General features: G+C 69.6%; 17 protein-coding genes. 4 read left to right on the top strand and 13 right to left on the bottom strand.

Going from position 1 to position 18026, the window contains the following annotated elements; genetic code table 11:
* Positions 1-130: 130 nt before the first annotated feature.
* The 6 genes from OG246_RS33640 to OG246_RS33615 form a co-directional block, all read right to left on the bottom strand.
* Entirely contained in the window at positions 131-730 is a 600-nt protein-coding gene (locus OG246_RS33640) for a hypothetical protein (protein WP_266472119.1), read from the bottom strand.
* 204 nt (positions 731-934) lie between these two features.
* Positions 935-1651 (bottom strand): GAF and ANTAR domain-containing protein, encoded by a 717-nt coding sequence (locus tag OG246_RS33635; protein ID WP_266472116.1) that lies wholly within the window; start codon positions 1649-1651, stop codon positions 935-937.
* Between the two features lie 81 nt (positions 1652-1732).
* Positions 1733-2488, bottom strand: coding sequence for an ANTAR domain-containing protein (locus OG246_RS33630; RefSeq protein ID WP_266472113.1), 756 nt, complete (start codon positions 2486-2488; stop codon positions 1733-1735).
* A complete protein-coding gene (locus OG246_RS33625; RefSeq protein WP_266472110.1) occupies positions 2488-2916 on the bottom strand; it encodes an STAS domain-containing protein in 429 nt (142 codons plus the stop codon). Before OG246_RS33625 ends, OG246_RS33630 begins: the two co-directional genes overlap by 1 nt.
* 380 nt (positions 2917-3296) lie before the next feature.
* A complete protein-coding gene (locus tag OG246_RS33620) occupies positions 3297-4607 on the bottom strand; it encodes an ABC transporter permease (RefSeq protein ID WP_266472107.1) in 1311 nt (436 codons plus the stop codon).
* Between the two features lie 3 nt (positions 4608-4610).
* Positions 4611-5396, bottom strand: a complete 786-nt coding sequence (locus tag OG246_RS33615; RefSeq protein ID WP_266474915.1) for an ABC transporter ATP-binding protein — start codon at positions 5394-5396, stop codon at positions 4611-4613.
* 167 nt (positions 5397-5563) lie between these two features.
* Between OG246_RS33615 and OG246_RS33610 the strand changes: the two genes are divergently transcribed.
* The 4 genes from OG246_RS33610 to OG246_RS33595 all read left to right on the top strand — a co-directional run bounded on the left by OG246_RS33610 (position 5564) and on the right by OG246_RS33595 (position 8864).
* Positions 5564-6244 (top strand): ABC transporter permease, encoded by a 681-nt coding sequence (locus OG246_RS33610; protein WP_266472104.1) that lies wholly within the window; start codon positions 5564-5566, stop codon positions 6242-6244.
* Positions 6241-6912: an ABC transporter permease gene (locus OG246_RS33605; RefSeq protein WP_266472100.1), complete on the top strand. Its 672-nt coding sequence runs from the start codon at positions 6241-6243 to the stop codon at positions 6910-6912. The genes OG246_RS33610 and OG246_RS33605 overlap by 4 nt, the downstream gene beginning before the upstream one ends.
* Positions 6909-7883, top strand: coding sequence for an ABC transporter substrate-binding protein (locus OG246_RS33600; protein WP_266472097.1), 975 nt, complete (start codon positions 6909-6911; stop codon positions 7881-7883). Before OG246_RS33605 ends, OG246_RS33600 begins: the two co-directional genes overlap by 4 nt.
* Positions 7884-8003: 120 nt before the next feature.
* Entirely contained in the window at positions 8004-8864 is an 861-nt protein-coding gene (locus OG246_RS33595; RefSeq protein WP_266472095.1) for a hypothetical protein, read from the top strand.
* Between the two features lie 21 nt (positions 8865-8885).
* On the opposite strand, the gene OG246_RS33590 is transcribed toward OG246_RS33595, so the two are convergent.
* The 7 genes from OG246_RS33590 to rhaI form a co-directional block, all read right to left on the bottom strand.
* Positions 8886-10040 carry a betaine/proline/choline family ABC transporter ATP-binding protein gene (locus OG246_RS33590; RefSeq protein WP_266472092.1) on the bottom strand — a complete coding sequence of 385 codons (1155 nt, stop codon included), beginning with the start codon at positions 10038-10040 and terminating at the stop codon, positions 8886-8888.
* Positions 10041-10062: 22 nt separating this feature from the next.
* Positions 10063-10710 carry an LUD domain-containing protein gene (locus OG246_RS33585; RefSeq protein ID WP_266472090.1) on the bottom strand — a complete coding sequence of 216 codons (648 nt, stop codon included), beginning with the start codon at positions 10708-10710 and terminating at the stop codon, positions 10063-10065.
* Positions 10707-12185: a LutB/LldF family L-lactate oxidation iron-sulfur protein gene (locus OG246_RS33580; protein ID WP_266472087.1), complete on the bottom strand. Its 1479-nt coding sequence runs from the start codon at positions 12183-12185 to the stop codon at positions 10707-10709. Before OG246_RS33580 ends, OG246_RS33585 begins: the two co-directional genes overlap by 4 nt.
* The gene (locus tag OG246_RS33575) at positions 12182-12961 is read right to left on the bottom strand and encodes a (Fe-S)-binding protein (RefSeq protein WP_266472080.1); all 780 of its coding nucleotides are present in this window, start codon (positions 12959-12961) and stop codon (positions 12182-12184) included. The genes OG246_RS33580 and OG246_RS33575 overlap by 4 nt, the downstream gene beginning before the upstream one ends.
* Before the next feature lie 71 nt (positions 12962-13032).
* Positions 13033-14475, bottom strand: a complete 1443-nt coding sequence (locus OG246_RS33570) for a rhamnulokinase family protein (protein ID WP_266472077.1) — start codon at positions 14473-14475, stop codon at positions 13033-13035.
* On the bottom strand, positions 14472-16511 hold the full coding sequence (locus OG246_RS33565) for a bifunctional aldolase/short-chain dehydrogenase (protein ID WP_266472074.1): 2040 nt from the start codon (positions 16509-16511) through the stop codon (positions 14472-14474). The genes OG246_RS33570 and OG246_RS33565 overlap by 4 nt, the downstream gene beginning before the upstream one ends.
* Before the next feature lie 129 nt (positions 16512-16640).
* The gene (gene rhaI, locus OG246_RS33560; protein WP_266472071.1) at positions 16641-17801 is read right to left on the bottom strand and encodes an L-rhamnose isomerase; all 1161 of its coding nucleotides are present in this window, start codon (positions 17799-17801) and stop codon (positions 16641-16643) included.
* Between the last annotated feature and the right edge of the window lie 225 nt (positions 17802-18026).

Below are 18026 nucleotides of genomic sequence, written 5' to 3'. Positions count from 1 at the left end.
CGGCGGCACCGGGAGCTGTGATCTCAACTCTCCGGTGCCTTCGTTCGGGCCGACCGCCGGACGCCCCTCTGGAGTAGCCCTGCCGGTCCGCCCCAAACATCGACCCACCGGGCTCTTCTGCGGCGGGCGGCTATTCGGGCCGTTGGGTCCGGTCGTTGTGGGCGAGGCCGTCCGGATGCTCGGCCGTGCGCTCTCCGAGGGGAAGTACCAGTAACCGTAGGGCTGTTGGGTCGGGCCGCCGACGGATCTGTCCCACGTCCTGCCAGCCCCAGTCCTTCAAGGCGGCAGAGACCGAACGGTCGGACCGATCCACCAAAGTGACCCCGAGCGAAGCCTGGTGATCGGAGAGCAGCCGCTCCTGCATCCGTCGGGCGAGTCCGAGAGCGTGCCGGTGCGGATGGACGAGAGTTTCGAGGATCGCGAAGACATGCCCGGACGCCGTCAGTTGCTCCAGGTTCTGCGGCAGCGGTCCGTCGAACCCCTGCCACCACGAGCCGTCGCGCGATACGGGGAATCCGAAGACACAGCCGGTCAGGGCCGCCGCCTCGGCGACCAGCATGTCGAACCCCGGCAGTTGTACGTCGTCCGCCAGGCGCTCCAGGAACTTCTGCCGGCCGGCGAACTCCTCACCCGGCGCGGGGGCGGAGGACTCCACGTACAGATCCGCCAGGTACTCCCGTAGGCCCTCGGCCTGCCAGCGGTTCAGCCGGCGCAGACGCACGGTGTCCATGGCGGACGGTTCAGCGCCTTCGGGTTCGTACGGTTGCGGGGGAGTGCGCATGGGGCGCCTCGGTTCAGGGGACCGGGAGACGTGCGGGACAGCCATCGTGGCCGATGGGTCGTGCTGCGCCTGGGTCCGGGACGTGCGTTCAGCATAGCCCCGGATCGGCCCGGTTTCGGGGCCAGTTGGGCCGACGAGCGCCGCCGACGACGGTCAGGGAACGAGGCCCGGGAGGGGTTCGGAGTCGTCGATGAAGGCGCGGGCCACGTCGGACAGACGGCGGTTGTGGGCGCGGGCGTAGCCGCGCAGCGCGGAGAAGGCCCGCTCCATGTCGATGTTCTGGCGTTCGGCCAGCTTTCCCTTGGCCTGTTCGATCAGCACTCGGCTGTTCAACGCCGTCTGGAGTTGCTCGTTGAGGACGGTGCTGCGGTGCGCGGAGCGCTGTTGCAGCAGGCTGATGGTGGCGACGTCGGCCAGGGCCTGGGCGAGGGGCGTGGCGGCCGGGTCGAAGGGGCCGGGGGTGGCGCGGAAGAGGTTCAGGGCGCCCACGACCTCGTCCCGCAGGCGCATCGGCAGGGCCTGCACCGCCCCGAACCCGCCGCGTCGGGCCTGTACGGCGAAGTGCGGCCAGCGAATGGTGGCGGCGCCCAGGTCGGCGACTGCCACGGGCGCACCCGTGCGGAAGCAGTCGAGACAGGGACCTTCGTCGTTCTGGAGCTGGAAGAGCTCGAGCAGGCGTACTTGTTCGTCGGAGGCGGCCACCACGCGCAGTTCGCCGTCCCGGTCGGCGAGCAGTACCCCTGCGGCGCTCGCGCCGAGCAGTCCTACGCAGCGGTCGGTCAGCAGGCGCAGGAAGTCGATCAGGTCGAAGTCGGCGACCAGGTTGTCAGCCAGTTCGACGAAGGTTTTGGCTAGAAGCTGCTGATTCATCGTGGGCACCCTCTGGTGAGACTATTCCTGCCGGGACGGGGCGGGAAGTGCGCATTCGGTCCGGCTGAGCGGGTGAGGGCGTCAAGTGCCGTTGTAGGTGTCGTCGTCGTCCTGAACCGGGTCCGCGCCGGGGGAGAAGTGGAGGCGACGGGCCACCAGGTCGGCGGCCACGTCGGCAAGCCGGCGTTCGTGGGCGTAGGCGTGCGCGCGGAGGCGGACGAAGGCTTCTTCGATGCCGACGCCGAGCTGGACGGTGAGCATCCCGGTGGCCTGGTCGATCTCCGCCCGGTACGCGCCCAGGTCCTCCCTGCCCCCACCGCGCGGCCCGCCCGTCTCGTCGATCCGGGAGTCGAGCAGCACCAGAGTCGCGAGATCGGCGAACGCCAGCGCGTCGGCCAGCTCCTCCGGGCTCAACCGCACCGGAACGTGGGCGTACAGGTCCAGCACTCCGGGGCTGATCGCCCCCACCTGAAGAGGCAGCGCGAAGACGGCCAGTGCTCCGGCGGCCAGGGCCGCATCGACGAACACGGGCCAGCGGTCCTGCAGTTCACCCGTCCGCAGATCGGACGTCAGGACGGCCGAGCCGTGGGTGAAGGCGTCCACGCAGGGCCCCTCGCCCAGCGTGAGCTGCAGCTCCTCCAGTTGCTCGCTGATGTCGTCGGTGCTGCACAACGGATGGCTCGCCGCTTCCCTGGACATCGCCGACAGCCCGGCCCCGCCGACCGGCAGCGCGACCACTGCGGCGGTGCACACGTCCACCACACCGACCCGGGTACCGCGCAGGGCCGCCTGCTCGGCGACCAGCAGTTGGATACGGGCCGAACGGTTGCCGGGCATCAGCCGGGCCGCACCAGCTCGCTCCGGTGTGCCTCGGAGCAGGCCAAGAGCCCCGGGGCCGGGTCGGTCGCGGTGGGGGCGGGAGTGAGAGGTGACTCTCCTTGGACGGGCGGAAGGCCCGCGAGCAGGAAGCCCGTGCCGGTGAGCTCCACAAGTAGTGCCAGTGTGTAGGGCGGGTAGTGGAGTTGGAGGGACCCGCCGACCTCGGCGGTCCGTTGCGAGGCCTTGATGAAGGTGTTCAGACCGCTGCAGTCGCAGAAGGTGACAGGGGTGAGGTCGACGTCGATGGTGCGGACGCCGTCACGCAGGCACCGCTCCAACGCCTCGCGTACCAGAGGCGCCGACTGCAGGTCGATCTCACCGGTGAGGGTGATCAGTGCCCGTTTCTTGCTGTCGTGCCGGTAGACATTCAACTGGGGCAGGGGCATGACGCCTCGGTTCAGGAGACCGTCCGGGCAGCGAAGCCAGTGGTTGAGCCGGGCTCCCGGCCCCTCTTGGCACGCGCTCGGTACGGTCGGGCGTACGTTCGGCGGAGGCGGAGCGGTGGCCGGTCCGGCAGTCTCTGTGCCGGACACGAGACCGGCCCGGTTCCCTCCAGGGCAATGCGCCGGGTCACCGGACGAAGAGTCCGTACCCTGCAGCAATCTGTGCTCAGCAACAACATGCCGCCAGGGTCTGGGACGTCTCTGCCCACCATAGCTCTCAGCCATGCCCGGATCGCCAAGCTGTGTGAGCAGGTTTGCACCGATGAGGCCCAGCACATGAGGGCGGCCGGGCGAATAGGCCCGGCCGCCCCCGTACTCCGTGGTCACGCGGCCATCGTCACCGCCGCCACCGCAGGCGTACGCAAGGTCCGCCGGGCCGTGAACAGGCTGGTCCCCAGCGTGACCGTCGCCGCGACCGCGACGATGGTGAACCAGATGCCGAGGCCCTGGTCCGGCCAGGTCGCGTCCGTGCGGACGATGGTGAAGGGGATGAGTCCGGCGAGTGCGGCCACGGTGCCGAGGAGGACACCGGTGACCGTCACGACAAGGCCCTCGACGCCGATCATTGCGAGCACCTGGCCCGGCGTCGCACCGGCCAGCCGCTGCTGGCCGAACTCCCGGCTGCGGTAAGTCGTCGCCACGTACAGGGAGTTGACCAGCATGATGCAGGAGAAGACCACGATGATGCCGACGACCACGAGGTTGAGGGTTTCGAGGTTCTTCGCGTCGATGGACTTCGGGACGCCCGAGGCCTCGATCGCGTCGCTCTCGACCGCCTGCATGTAGAGCGTCGCCGTCGCCATGCCGGTGAAGAGGATCAGCGGCATCAGGACGCCGGACAGTTCGACGGCCCGGCGGCGCAGGTTCCGTACGGCGAGGTAGCCGCTGGGGCTCGTCAGCGCCAGCCGGTCGAGCAGGCCCTTCAGCAGCCGCGGCGAGAGCAGCGCGAACCCCACGGACAGCAGGATCGCCCCGTACGCGGCAGGCGCCATCAGCGCGGCGTCCGTCGCGGAGAACCCGAAGGTCGAGCAGACCGCGACGCCACCGACGGCCAGTGCCGCGTACGCGAAGAACTTCCGTACGCCGCCCCGCGGTTGACGCCGGTGCGTCGCCCGCCGCACTGCGAGGAATGCCGCGCCCGCCGCCGCGAGCACCGTGATCCACAGGCCCGACATGAGGGCGACGGAACCGAACGAGTAGTCCACGGACCGGGCGACCTGACCGCTGTCCTGGAACACGTCAAGCAGGGCCATGCCGCCGAGCATCGCCGGACCGATCGCCAGCACCGCGCCCACCAGGGCGACCACCACCGACTCGCCGACGACCATCCGCTTGATCTGCGCCGGAGTCGCCCCCGAGCACCGCAACAGCTCGATCTCATCGGCGCGTTGACGGACATTGACCGTCAGCGTCGAGGCGACCGCGAAGAACACAAGGAGGGAACCGTAACCGCCGACGACGCTCGCCGAGGTGGTAAGCGACTCCGCGCTCACGGAGTCGACGCCCGGCTGCCCGGCCGTGTCGTGCATCGCGTTGAAGGTCATGATGATCGCCGCGCCCAGGAAGGCGGACAGCAGCGTCGACGTGAAGCGCCCGGGGCGCTGTCGGATGGAACGCAAGGCCAGAGCGAACATGGCTCACACCCCCACCGTGGTGTCGTCACCCAGGTGCGCAAGACGCTCGGCCACCGCATCGGCCGTCGGCGCCTGCATCCCGCCCGCCAGCCGCCCGTCCGCGAGGAACACGACGGAGTCGGCGTACGAGGCGGCGACCGGATCGTGCGTCACCATGACGACGGTCCTGCCATGCACCCGTACCGCCTCCTGAAGCAGCCGCAGGACATCCCGCGCGCTACGGGTGTCCAGCGCCCCGGTCGGCTCGTCCGCGAAGATCACCCGGGGCTCTGTGACCAGTGCACGGGCGATCGCCACGCGCTGCCGCTGGCCCCCGGAGAGCTGGTCGGGCAGATGCCCGAGCCGGTCGCCGAGACCGACGGCCGTCAGGGTCTCCTGCGCCCGGACACGGTCGACGCGTCGCCCGGCGAGCTTCAGCGGCAGCACCGTGTTCTGAGCGACGGTCAGCGTCGGCAGCAGGTTGTACTGCTGGAAGACGAAACCGATCCGACGCCGCCGGAACCTCGTCAGCTCGGCCTCACTGCCACCGGTCATCTCGGCGCCGTCGACCATCACGATGCCGGAGTCGGGCCGGTCGAGCCCGGCCGCGCACTGCAGCAGCGTGGACTTGCCGGACCCCGAGGGCCCCATGACCGCGGTGAAGGTGCCACGCGCCAGCGCGAGCGTCACCCCGTCCAAAGCGGTCACCGCATTCTCCTCGGCTCCATAGGTCTTGGTGACCTTGACCAGTCGCAGAGCCTCCGAGGCGGGTCCCGAGTCGTTCGTACGTCGCGCGGTGCGGCGAAACATCGTCATCACTCTCCGTCCGGCACGCCCTGTGCCTCGCCAACGACGCTACGGAGGGCCGAGCCCGGCCACATTGGGCGCAGAACCCGTATCCGGGGGTGTACTCAGCGACACCCCGTACGGGCCACCAGAACGCGCCGACCCTCCTACGGGACAGGTGCAATGGACAGGTGACCGCGCCCCCGGACGACTGCCTCGCGCGCAACGAGTGGATCTGCGGGGAGTATCTGAGCACCCGCAGCCGGATCCTCCTCGACGCGGTGGTCCAGCACCTCCAGCTGACCTCCATCGCGGTACTCATCGCCGTCGTGGTCGCGGTCCCGCTGGCCGTCCTCGTACGCCGCTGGGGCTGGGCCGCGGGGCCGGTCCTCGCCGTGACGACGATCCTCTACACGATTCCGTCGCTGGCGATGTTCTCGCTGCTCCTGCCGCTGTACGGGCTCTCGGCGGCCCTGGTCGTCGCGGGCCTCGTCCTCTACTCGCTGACCCTGCTCGTCCGCAACATCCTCGCCGGACTGCGCGCGGTCCCGGAAGAGACCCGGCAGGCCGCGCGCGGCATGGGCTACGGGCCCATCCGCCTCCTGCTCACCGTGGAACTCCCGCTGGCCCTGCCCGCCGCCATGGCCGGCCTCCGGATCGCCATGGTCTCGGCCGTGTCGCTGGTGACGGTCGGCGCGATCGTCGGCTTCGGAGGACTCGGCAACCTCATCTACGCGGGCATGAACACCTACTTCAAGGCCCAGGTCCTCACCGCGTCCGTGCTGTGCGTCATTATCGCGGTCGCCGCCGATCTGCTGCTCCTCGGCGTGCAGTGGCTCATCACCCCCTGGACAAGGGCGGCCCGCGGATGAACACGCTGACCGACGCCTGGGACTGGCTCACCGACTCCGCGAACTGGTCCGGCTCCGACGGCATCTGGCACCGGCTCGCCCAGCATCTCGTCCTGACCGTCGTCTGCCTGGTCATCAGCTGCCTGATCGCGCTGCCCATCGCCCTCGTCCTCGGCCATCTCGGCAAGGGCGGCGCACTCGCCGTCAACATCTCCAACGTCGGCCGCGCCGTCCCCACCTTCGCCGTGCTGGTGCTCCTCCTCCTCACGCCGATCGGGAACTGGGGCGAGGGCCCCACCGTCGTCGCCCTCGTCCTGTTCGCCGTACCGCCGCTGCTCACCAACGCGTACGTGGGGATGCGCGAGGTCGACCGCAGCGTGGTGCGGGCCGCGCGCGGTATGGGGATGACCGGGCGGCAGATGCTGTTCCGCGTGGAACTGCCCCTTGCACTCCCCATGGTGATGAACGGGGTCCGGATCGCCGCGGTGCAGCTCGTCGCCACCGCCACCATCGCCGCGCTCGCGGGCGGCGGCGGGCTCGGCCGGATCATCACCGCCGGCTTCAATCTGGCGAGCACGCCCCAGGTCGTCGCCGGTGCCGTCCTGGTTGCCGTGTTCGCGCTGATCGTCGAGGGGATCTTCGAGGTCGCGGAGCGGCTGGCGCCGAGCTGGGCGAGGGGTTCGCGATGAGACGTACGCGATCGCCGAGGCAACCACACGCTCCTCGCCGCCGCCGCGTCGCACTGGCGACGCTGGTCCTGCTGAGCGGCTGCACCACCGGCCCGTCCCTGGAAAACCAGGGCGCGGTCACCGCCCCGCCCGGCGACAGCAAACACCTGACCATCGGCTCGGCCGGATTCACCGAGAGCGACCTGCTCGCCCAGATGTACGCGCTGCTCCTGAACCAGGCCGGCTACCAGACGTCGATGCTCACCGTCGCCAACCGCGAACTGTACGAACCCGCCCTGGAATCGGGCCAGATCGACGTCGTAGCCGAATACGCGGCCACCTTCGCCGACTGGCTGAACGCCAAGACCAACGGCGCCGACGCACCGCCCGTCGGCTCGCCCGACCTCGACGCCACGATGGCCGCCCTGCGCAAGCTGGCCACGCCACGCGGTCTCACCGTCCTCGACGCGGGCAGGGCCGTCGACCAGAACGCCTTCGCGGTGACCGAGGCGTACGCCGCGCAGAATCACCTCAAGACGCTCAGCGACCTCGGGAAGTCGGGACTGGAGGTGCGGCTCGCGGCGGGCGACGAGTGCGTGCAACGGCCGTACTGCGAACCGGGGTTGAAGAAGACCTACGGCATCGACATCACCGCAGTCGACCCGAAGGGCGTCGGCACCACACAGGCCAAGCTCGCCGTACAGAACGGCCAGGACCAGATGGTGCTGACCACCACGACGGACGCGACCCTGGGCGACTTCGGGCTCGTCCTGCTCGCCGACGACAAACACCTGCAGAACGCCGACTACATCGTGCCCGTCGTCAACCGCTCCCGTGCGGGCAGCGAAGGCGTCACCAAGGCGCTCGGCGAACTCAACGACGTACTCACGACTGCCGACTTGGCGTCCATGAACGAACAGGTGGACAGCTGGCGGCGGCTGCCGGAGGACGTGGCGCGGACCTATCTGAAGGAGAAGGGCCTGCTGAAGTGACAGGACCGTGACGTCGGTTACCGGACTGGAGCGGTGGGGTGGGTATCCGCCCGGGGCGGGCGCCGGTACACGTATTTCATGGGGGACAACGGGGAAGTCCACCGGTCTCGGTGGCAGAAAGTGTGTGAGACGGTCGAAGGGGCGACCACCGATCTCAAGCCCCAAGGGCTGATGGACTTGGTGGGGTCCGAATTCCACGACGCGTACAGGCAGTTCGGTGTCGCGTATCCGGAGCAGCAATTGGAACTGCAGTCGCTCTACGGCGACTCGCAGCGAGCTTTCGAGGAGAAGACCAGGGAGTCGCTGAAGACCACGCTTCACCACGTGCTGAGCAACGTCCTGCGCGATCAGCGGCTGGGCGATCCGCAGCCCGACAAGTACCTGGCCGCCTATCTGGAGCGGGAGATCCTCCGCATCCGGGTCCGCATCGACCAGGACGGTGAGCTGGCCGTCAACCGCGGTCTGAACATCGGATTCATCGCCGGTGTGTTCCTGCTGTTCGTGCCGTTGGTGGCAGGGGAGAAGCTGCTCGGTCTCTGCGATGTCTCGTTGAACTGCACCGACCGGTGGAGCCTGCTCGGTGCTTTCGTGTGCGGGGGCGCCGGAGCGTTCGGGGCGGTGCTCAGCGTTCTGACCCGGCTGCGGAACAGCGGCGACGGGCTGACGCGGCGACCGGCCAACGGGGGGAGAGCGGTTGTCGTGCCCGGCCAGCGGTCCCGGAGCATGCGGCGCGGTGGTGTCCACCGGATCTTCCTCGGCTGGCTGCTTGCGATCGCCGTCTACTTGCTGCTCAGCTCCGGTCTTGTCGCCGCGATCGAGATTCCCGCTGCTGTCGCTGACGTCTGTTCTTCGGATTCCACGGAGAGCGGCACCGTTTTCTGGGGATTCTGGGGCGCCGTGGGTTTCCTGGCGGGCTTCAACGAACGGTGGGCCTACGGACTGGTCGGACGTGAGGTTTCGACACGACAGTCACGCGGCTAGGGCCTGTCCGGCGGACAGGCCCTAGGCATCGGCCACCGAGTCGAACTCCACCTGCCCGCGCGGCACGCCCAGCGCGTCCGCGTCCACCGACCGGCGCAGTGCCTCGTGCAGCTTCGCCGGGGTCAGTACGCCGAGGAAGCGCGCCCCGTCCAGTACGGCGACCCAGCCCGCGTCGTGCTGGAGCATCACGCCGAAGGCCTGCTTCAGCGGGGCGCCCACGGCCACCCAGGAGTTCATCCGGTGGGCGAGGTCGCGGACGGAGCCGCCCGCCCCGAGTTCGTCGACGCCGACCCAGCCGTGCAGATCACCCTCGGAGTCGAGGACCACAGCCCAGCGCGCGCCCTCCGTCCGCATCCGGGCCGCCGCCTGCTCGGCGGGCTCGTCCAGCCGGGCGATCGGCGGCTGTTCGAGGTCGCTCGGCTCGATCTCCGTCACCGAAAGCCGCTTCAGCCCGCGGTCGGCGCCCACGAACTCGGCGACGTACGGCGTGGCGGGCGTGCCGAGGACCGCCCCGGGCGTGTCGAACTGCTCGATGCGCCCCTGCCCGTAGACCGCGATCCGGTCGCCGAGCCGCACCGCCTCCTCGATGTCGTGCGTGACCAGCAGCACCGTCTTGCGCACGGCCTGCTGCATCCGCAGGAACTCGTCCTGCAACTGCTCCCGCACCACCGGGTCGACCGCTCCGAACGGCTCGTCCATGAGCAGCACCGGCGGATCGGCGGCCAGCGCCCGCGCCACGCCGACCCGCTGGCGCTGACCGCCCGACAGCTGGTCCGGATAGCGCGCTCCGTACGTCTTCGGGTCCAGACCCACCAGATCGAGCAGCTCGGCGGCGCGCGCCCGCGCCTTCGCCTTCTTCCAGCCGACGAGCGACGGCACAGTCGCCGTGTTGTCGAGGATCGTCCGGTGCGGGAAGAGGCCGACCTGCTGGATGACGTATCCGATCCGGCGCCGCAGCCGCACGGGGTCGACCTTGGCGATGTCCTCGTCGTTCACGAAGATCTGTCCGGACGTCGGCTCGATGAGGCGGTTGACCATCATCATGGTCGTCGTCTTGCCGCAGCCGGACGGGCCGACGAGCGTGACGAGTTCACCCTCGGCGACCTCGAAGGAGAGGCCGTCCACGGCGGTCGTACCGTCCGGATACCGCTTGGTGACCTGTTCGAACCGGATCATTCCCTCACGCTAACCGCGCCGGTCACTCTCCGCTCACCAGCACCACCTCGAGGGTGCGCGGCCCGTGCACCCCCTCGACCCGGTCGAGTTCGATGTCGCTGGTCGCGGACGGGCCGGAGATCCAGGTCAGCGGGCGTGCCGGGTCGAGGCGTTCCAGGGCCTGGGGGACCGAGGAGACGACCTGGTCCGGGACCCGTACGACGCAGATGTGGTGGTCGGGGACCAGGGTGATGCGGCGGCGGCCCTGGTCGGGGGAGCCGTCAAGGACGATGGTGCCGGTCTCGGCGATGGCGAGCGCGCAACCGGTGACGACGCTCTCCACCTTGTCCAGCTCCTGAGGGGTGCTCACTCCACGGTCGTGTACTCGGGTGGGATCGGCGGCCGACATCCACTCGGGCGGCAACCACGGCGGCACGAGTACGTACTGCGGGCCCCGCTGCGCGAGCAGCCTCATGATCAGATCCGGCAGCTCCTCCGTGTCCGTCCGGTGCACGAGAGCCCGGTAATCCGCCAGGTTCTCCGCCAGCAGATCCACCGTCTCCGCGACACTCCGGGCACCGTGCTCACGCAGATAGTCCCGGGCAACCGCCTGCTCGTACGGCGTGTCGTCCTGTGGTACGTCCGCGATCGCGCGCCGCACCCGGCCCAGGATCAGATCTCTGCTGCTCACTTCGCCGTGTCCTTTCCACCGTTCGTACGCTGCCACCAGTCCCGGAACGGCTCTGCGGGCACCGCCGGCAGATCGCGGCTCTCGCTCCACGCCCTGCCGGGGCCCGGCAGCGTCCGTGGATGGAAGCGGCGCGTCCGGGAGGCGAGCCGCTGGCCGGTGCGCAGCGCGCCTGGGTGGCTGAACGCCCAGCGTGCCGCGCGCATCGCCGCCCGCTCGGCCGCGTGCCCCTTGGCGGGCTTGAGGACGACCTTGTTGCCCTGACTGGTGGTCTGACCGCCCTCGACGATCCGCTCGCGCAGATGGACGAGCACTTCCGGGATGTCGATGGCGACCGGACACACCTCGTAGCAGGCGCCGCACAGCGAGGAGGCGTACGGGAGCGAGGCGTCGATCTCGCTTGCGGTGCCCCGGAGTTGGGGGCTGAGGATGGCGCCGATCGGGCCGGGGTAGACCGAGCCGTAGGCGTGGCCGCCCGCACGCTCGTACACCGGGCAGACGTTGAGACACGCCGAGCAGCGGATGCAGCGCAGGGCCTGGCGGCCGACCTCGTCGGCCAGTGTGTCAGTGCGGCCGTTGTCGAGGAGGACCAGGTGGAAGGTCTGGGGGCCGTCCTCGTCGGTGGTGCCGGTCCAGGTGCTCGTGTACGGGTTCATGCGCTCGGCCGTCGAGGAGCGGGGGAGGGTCTGGAGGAAGACCTCCAGGTCCTGCCAGGTGGGGAGGATCTTCTCGATGCCGACGACCGAGATCAGCGTCTCGGGGAGGGTGAGGCACATCCGGCCGTTGCCCTCCGACTCGACCACGACCAGCGTGCCCGTCTCGGCGATCATGAAGTTGGCGCCGGAAACGCCGACCTTGGCGCGCAGGAACTTCTCGCGGAGGTGGAGGCGGGCGGCCTCGGCGAGTTCGGCGGGTGTGTCGGTCAGGCCCTCGGGCGCCGGGCGGCCCCACTCGCTCATCTCGCGGACGAAGATGTCCCGGATCTCGCCGCGGTTGCGGTGGATGGCGGGGACCAGGATGTGCGAGGGGCGGTCCTTGCCCAACTGCACGATGAGTTCGGCGAGATCGGTCTCGTAGGCGTGGATGCCCTCGGCTTCGAGTGCCTCGTTGAGGGCGATCTCCTGCGTGGCCATCGACTTGACCTTGACGACCTCGGTCTCGCCGGTCGCCTTCACGAGCTCGGTGACGATCCGGTTGGCCTCGTCGGCGTCGGCCGCCCAGTGCACGGTGCCGCCGGCGGCCGTGACCGACTCCTCCAACTGCACCAGGTACTGGTCGAGATGGCGGAGGGTGTGGTCCTTGATCTGTTTGCCCGCCTCGCGCAGCGCCGCCCAGTCCTCCAGCTCCGCGACCGCCTTGGCGCGCTTGGTGCGGATCGTGTGGGTGGCGTGGCGCAGATTGCCGCGCAGGGTCGCGTTGTGCACGGCTTCGTGCGCGGCCTTGGGGAAGGCTGGCATGCCGACGAAGGTCCCGCTCATGCGCTCGGCTCCTTTGCGGTGACCGTGCTCGGCTCCTCTTCCGTGCTCGCGAGGATCTCCGCGATGTGGACGGGCCGCATACCGGTGTTGAGGCGGGACATGGTGCCCCCGATGTGCATCAGGCAGGAGTTGTCGGCGGCGCACAGCACATCGGCGCCCGTCGACTCGGCGTTGCGCACCTTGTCGGCACCCATCGCCGCGGAGACATCGGGGTTCTTGACGGCGAAGGTGCCGCCGAAGCCGCAGCACTCGTCAGCTCCGGGCAGCTCGCGGAGCTCAAGTCCCTTGACGGACTGGAGGAGTCGGCGCGGCCGGTCGCCGAGGCCGAGGCTGCGCAGCCCGTGACAGGTGGGGTGGTAGGTCACGGTGTGCGGGTAGTACGCGCCGACGTCGGTCACACCGAGTACGTCCACGAGGAACTCGGTCAGCTCGTACGTCTTCGGTACCACCGGCGCGAGCGTCGCCGCGAGAGTGTCCCCGCGTCCCTCGGCGCGCGCCCGCTCGCCCATCCGCGGATACAGCTCCCGCACCATCGCGCCGCAGGAGCCGGAAGGCGTCACGATCGCCTCGTACTCACCGAATACATCGGAGAAATACCGGGCCAGTGGCTCTGCCTCGTGTCGGTACCCCGTGTTGTAGTGCGCCTGCCCGCAGCAGGTCTGGGCCATCGGGAAGTCGACCTCGACACCCAGCCTGGTCAGCAGTTTCACCACGGCGCGGCCGGTGTCCGGATAGAGCGTGTCGTTGACACAGGTCAGGAACAGGGCGACACGCATCGCGGCTCCTCGTGTTCGATCATCGGATGAGTGCAGAGTACGCGGCGGGCGGGCGACACGGGAGCCCCCTCTCACCGGCGGCTGAGTAGCCGGTCCTCCGCCGCGCGCCAGACGCCGGCGTCGCCCATGGGCTCGTACCGCCGCAACTGCTGCGTACGAGCGAGGAGCCGCCGCATGGACGTACGGTCGCCGACGAGGCCGTGCGCGCGGGCCTGTACGAGGACGTTGCCCAGCGCCGCCGCCTCCGCCGGACCCGCCACGACCGGCAGGCCGCAGGCGTCGGCGGTGAGTTGGCACAGCAGGGCGTTCCGGGCGCCGCCGCCGACGATGTGTACGACGTCGACCGGATGATCGGCGAGGGCCTGGGCCTCGGTGATCGCCCGCCGGTGGGCGAGTGCCAGGGAGTCGAGGATGCAGCGGGTGACCTCGGCGGGAGACCCGGGGACCGGCCGGCCCGATTCCCGGCAGGCGTCGGCGATCCGGGACGGCATCCGGCCCGGCGCCAGGAACGCCGCGTCGCCCGCGTCCACGAGGGAGCGCAGCGGCGTCACTTCAGCGGCTTCCCTCAACAGTGCGCTGAGGTCCGGTTCTCCCCACTCCCGCAGGCACTCCTGGAGCAGCCACAGCCCCATGATGTTCCGCAGATAGCGGACCGTGCCGTCGAGGCCCAGCTCATTGGTGAAGTTGGCCGCCCGGCTCGCCTCGGTGAGCACGGGCGCGTCCAGTTCCAGGCCCGCGAGGGACCAGGTGCCGGTGCAGATGTACGCGAAGTGCTCCCCGGTGGCCGGGACGGCGGCCACCGCGGAGGCGGTGTCGTGCGAACCGACCGCGGTCACCGGGACCGGGCCGGTCAGCCCGGTCTCCTCCAGCACTTCGGGCCGGAGGAACCCCGCCGGGTCTCCGGGGCTGCGCAACGGAGCGAAGAGCTTGAGGTCGATGCCCAGCTTCGCCGCCAGGTCGTACGACCAGTCGCGCGTCCGGGGATCGATCAGCTGGGTGGTCGAGGCGTTGGTGAGCTCGGTGCCGGCCTCGCCCGTGAGCCAGTACGCCAGCAGGTCGGGGATGAGCAACAGGCGTTCTGCGGAGGCGAGTTGAGCGGAGGAGCGGGCGGCCGTCAACTGGTACAGGGTGTTGAAGGGCGCGTACTGGAGCCCGGTCGCCGCGTACAGGTCCGCCGCGGGCACCGACGCCCACACCTGCTCCGCGACCCCCTCGGTGCGGGCGTCGCGGTAGTGCACCGGGTTGCCGAGCAGCGCCCCGTCCGCGTCCAGCAGGCCGTAGTCCACCGCCCAGCTGTCGATGCCCACGGAGTCGACCTGCCCCGCCGCCCGAAGACCGTCCAGGACTCCCGCGTACAGCCCGAGGATGTCCCAGCGGAGCCCTTCGGGAACCCGGACAGGGCGGTTCCGGAAGCGGTGTGCCTCGGTGAGGTCCAGCGAGTCGGGGCCGACGCGGCCGACCATGACGCGTCCGCTGGACGCGCCGAGGTCGACCGCGGCGAAGGAGGCGGTCATCGCAGGAAGGCGGCGGCGACGCCGGCGTCGACCGGGATGTGCAGCCCCGTGGTGTGCGTCAGGTCCCCACCGGTCAGGGCGAAGACCGCGTTCGCGACATGCTCCGGGAGCACCTCGCGCTTGAGGATCGTCCGCTGGGCGTAGAACTCGCCGAGCTTCTCCTCTTCGATGCCGTACGTCGCCGCGCGCTGGGCGCCCCAGCCGCCCGCGAAGATTCCGGAACCGCGCACGACACCGTCCGGGTTGACCCCGTTGACCCGGATCCCGTGCTCACCCAACTCGGCAGCCAGCAGCCGTACTTGATGGGCCTGGTCGGCCTTGGTCGCGGAGTACGCGATGTTGTTGGGACCCGCGAAGACCGCGTTCTTGGAGGCGATGTAGATGATGTCGCCGCCCAGGCCCTGCCTGCTCATCACCCGGGCCGCCTCGCGCGAGACGAGGAAGGAGCCGCGGGCCATGATGTCGTGCTGGAGGTCCCAGTCCTTCGCAGTGGTCTCCAGGAGCGGCTTGGAGATGGAGATACCGGCGTTGTTGACGACGAGGTCGACTCCGCCGAAGGCGAGTACCGCCGAGTCGAAGGCCGCGGCGATCTGCTCCTCGGAGGTCACGTCGACGGTCACGGCGACGGCCTTGTCGGGACCGCCCAGCGCCGACGCGACGTCGGCCGCATTCTCCGCGTTGAGGTCCGCGACCACCACGCACGCCCCCTCGGCCACCAGCCTTTGGGCGATCGCCTTGCCGATCCCGCTGCCGGCACCGGTCACCAGCGCAACCCGCGTCGCCAGCGGCTTGGGCTTCGGCATCCGCTGGAGCTTGGCCTCTTCCAGGGCCCAGTACTCGATGCGGAACTTCTCCGACTCCTCGATCGGCGCGTACGTCGACACGGCCTCCGCACCGCGCATCACGTTGATCGCGTTGACGTAGAACTCGCCGGCCACGCGCGCCGTCTGCTTGTCCTTGCCGAAGCTGAACATGCCGACGCCGGGGACGAGCACGATCGCCGGGTCGGCGCCGCGCATCGCGGGCGAGTCGGGCAGGGCGTGCCGCTGGTAGTAGGCGGCGTACTCCTCGCGGTACTCGGCGTGCAACTCGCCGAGGCGGGCGACCGCGTCCTCGACCGAAGCGGCCGGCGGCAGGTCGAGCACCAGCGGCCTGACCTTCGTACGGAGAAAGTGGTCCGGGCAGGAGGTACCGAGGGCGGCGAGCCGCGGGTGCTCGGCGCGGGAGACGAAGTCCAGTACCTCGTCCGAGTCGCTGAAGTGGCCGACCTGCGGTTTGTCCTGGGAGGCGATCGCCCTGATGTACGGGGCCAGGGCGGCGGCCCGCGCACGGCGCTCGGATGCGTCGAGGGCTCCGTACCCGTCGAGCACCGGCCCGAAGGGCTCCGCGTTCCCACGCTCGGCGAGGAAGGCCTCGGCAGTGCGGATGATGTGCAGCGAGTTGCTCTCGCACTCCTCGGCCGTGGCGCCCCACGCCGTGATGCCGTGACCGCCGAGAACACACCCGATGGCCTGCGGATTGGCCTCCTTGACCGCCGCGATGTCCAGACCGAGCTGAAAACCGGGCCGGCGCCACGGCACCCACACCACGCTGTCCCCGAAGCACTCGGCGGTCAGCTTCTCCCCATCGGCCGCGCAGGCGAGCGCGATCCCGGAGTCGGGGTGGAGGTGGTCGACATGGGCGGCGTCGACGAGCCCGTGCATCGCGGTGTCGATCGAGGGAGCCGCCCCACCCTTGCCGTGCAGGCAGTAGTCGAAGGCGGCAACCATCTCGTCCTCGCGCTCCACCCCCGGATAGACACCCTTCAGCGCATGCAGCCGGTCCAGCCGCAACACAGCGAGCCCACCCTCGGTCAGCGTCCCGAGATCACCCCCGGACCCCTTGACCCACATCAACTCGACATCACCACCGGTGACGGGATCGGTATCGGTGCCTTTCGCGGACGTGTTCCCACCCGCGTAGTTGGTATTGCGGGGGTCCGCACCAAGTCGACGGGACCGGGCGAGCAGAGCAGCGGCCTGGGGATGGATTGCCATGATCAGTCCTTCGCAGGGAAAAATACGTGCACGGGAGCGCCCCTCCAGGGGCGCGGGGAACTGCGCGACCAGCCACAACCGGGCCCGCAGGCTGCCACCGCCGGAACCCGGCAGACGCAACGCAGCACGTCACGCCCCCCAGCCGGCCGGCTGGCCACCCACCCGCTCCGCGGCGATCTTCTGCTGCCACCCGGACCGGGCATACGCGGCCACAGGATCGGGGTCGAGCCCCAACTCCTCCCGCAAGGAGGCCAACAACGGACGCACGTCCGTGTTGTACGCGTCCATCAACACCGCGTTCGCGGCCAGCACATCCCCAGCTCGCTGGGCCTCGCCGAGCGCGGAACGGTCGACGAGAAGCGCCTTGGCCGTGGCCTCCTGGACGTTCATCACCGACCGGATGATCGCCGGGATCTTCGCCTCGATGTTGTGGCACTGGTCGAGCATGAAGGCGATGTCGGGCGTGAAGCCACCGCCGCGGATCACCTCGTACATGATCCGGAACAGCTGGAAGGGGTCGGCGGCGCCGACCATCAGGTCGTCGTCGGCGTAGAACCGCGAGTTGAAGTCGAAGCCGCCGAGCTTTCCCTCGCGCAGCAGCGTGGCGACGATGAACTCGATGTTGGTGCCGGGCGCGTGATGGCCGGTGTCGACCACGACCTGCGCCTTGGGGCCGAGCTTGAGGCAGTGCGCGTAGGCCGTGCCCCAGTCGGGGACGTCCGTCGTGTAGAAGGCGGGCTCGAACAACTTGTACTCGAGGAGCAGCCGCTGCTCGTCGCCGATCCGCTCGTAGACCTTCGCCAGGCCTTCGGCGAGACGGTCCTGGCGCTCGCGGATGTCGTCCTGGCCCGGGTAATTGGTGCCGTCGGCGAACCACAGTTTCAGGTCCTTCGAACCCGTCGCGTCCATGATGTCGACGCACTCGAACAAATGATCAAGAGCCTTGCGGCGCACCACCGCGTCCGGGTGGCAGATGCTGCCGAGCCTGTAGTCGTCGTCCTGGAAGGTGTTGGAGTTGATCGTGCCCAGCTTCAGGCCCTGCTCCTCCGCGTGCTTCGCAAGCGCCGCATAGTCGTCGACCTTGTCCCAGGGAATGTGCAGCGCGACGGTCGGCGCCGCCCCGGTGAACTCGTGCACCTTCGCCGCGTCGTCCAGCTTCTCGCGCGGATTGCGCGGTACTCCGGGCTGCGCGAACACCTTGAAACGCGTTCCCGAGTTCCCGTACGCCCACGACGGCGTCTCTACTGCCTGGGTCTTGAGAGCGGCTTTCACCGCGGCGAGCTCGGTCACTTCAGTGCTCCTGTGACATCGGGTCTGGAAGACGGTCCGTAGGGCGGTCTTGAAGGCAGTGTGGAAAGCGGTTTGCGCAGCGTCCGTCTGAAACGATTCAGACGCGAAGCTATGAGCCCTCCGGAGGGCTGTCAACCCTTCCGGCGGTGAGGATTCTCCGTGATCCTGTTGTGACCGCTGGCTATCGAAAATTTCGACGCGTACCCATTGACGTGACCTGGGCTA

It is taken from the genome of Streptomyces sp. NBC_00620 (genome assembly GCF_026341825.1).
Classification (GTDB): domain Bacteria; phylum Actinomycetota; class Actinomycetes; order Streptomycetales; family Streptomycetaceae; genus Streptomyces.
The sequence above is the reverse complement of the archived record's forward strand: the minus strand, read 5'-3'. Positions and strand labels throughout refer to the sequence as shown.

Excerpts from the sequence above, each read along its gene's own strand:
- OG246_RS33635 (WP_266472116.1), bottom strand. The coding sequence starts at position 1,651 with ATGAATCAGCAGCTTCTAGCCAAAACCTTCGTCGAACTGGCTGACAAC.
- OG246_RS33570 (WP_266472077.1), bottom strand. The coding sequence starts at position 14,475 with ATGACCGCCTCCTTCGCCGCGGTCGACCTCGGCGCGTCCAGCGGACGC.
- OG246_RS33590 (WP_266472092.1), bottom strand. The coding sequence starts at position 10,040 with ATGATCCGGTTCGAACAGGTCACCAAGCGGTATCCGGACGGTACGACC.
- OG246_RS33605 (WP_266472100.1), top strand. The coding sequence starts at position 6,241 with ATGAACACGCTGACCGACGCCTGGGACTGGCTCACCGACTCCGCGAAC.
- OG246_RS33575 (WP_266472080.1), bottom strand. The coding sequence starts at position 12,961 with ATGCGTGTCGCCCTGTTCCTGACCTGTGTCAACGACACGCTCTATCCG.
- OG246_RS33620 (WP_266472107.1), bottom strand. The coding sequence starts at position 4,607 with ATGTTCGCTCTGGCCTTGCGTTCCATCCGACAGCGCCCCGGGCGCTTC.
- OG246_RS33630 (WP_266472113.1), bottom strand. The coding sequence starts at position 2,488 with ATGCCCGGCAACCGTTCGGCCCGTATCCAACTGCTGGTCGCCGAGCAG.
- OG246_RS33615 (WP_266474915.1), bottom strand. The coding sequence starts at position 5,396 with ATGTTTCGCCGCACCGCGCGACGTACGAACGACTCGGGACCCGCCTCG.
- OG246_RS33600 (WP_266472097.1), top strand. The coding sequence starts at position 6,909 with ATGAGACGTACGCGATCGCCGAGGCAACCACACGCTCCTCGCCGCCGC.
- OG246_RS33580 (WP_266472087.1), bottom strand. The coding sequence starts at position 12,185 with ATGAGCGGGACCTTCGTCGGCATGCCAGCCTTCCCCAAGGCCGCGCAC.
- OG246_RS33640 (WP_266472119.1), bottom strand. The coding sequence starts at position 730 with ATGGACACCGTGCGTCTGCGCCGGCTGAACCGCTGGCAGGCCGAGGGC.
- OG246_RS33625 (WP_266472110.1), bottom strand. The coding sequence starts at position 2,916 with ATGCCCCTGCCCCAGTTGAATGTCTACCGGCACGACAGCAAGAAACGG.
- OG246_RS33565 (WP_266472074.1), bottom strand. The coding sequence starts at position 16,511 with ATGGCAATCCATCCCCAGGCCGCTGCTCTGCTCGCCCGGTCCCGTCGA.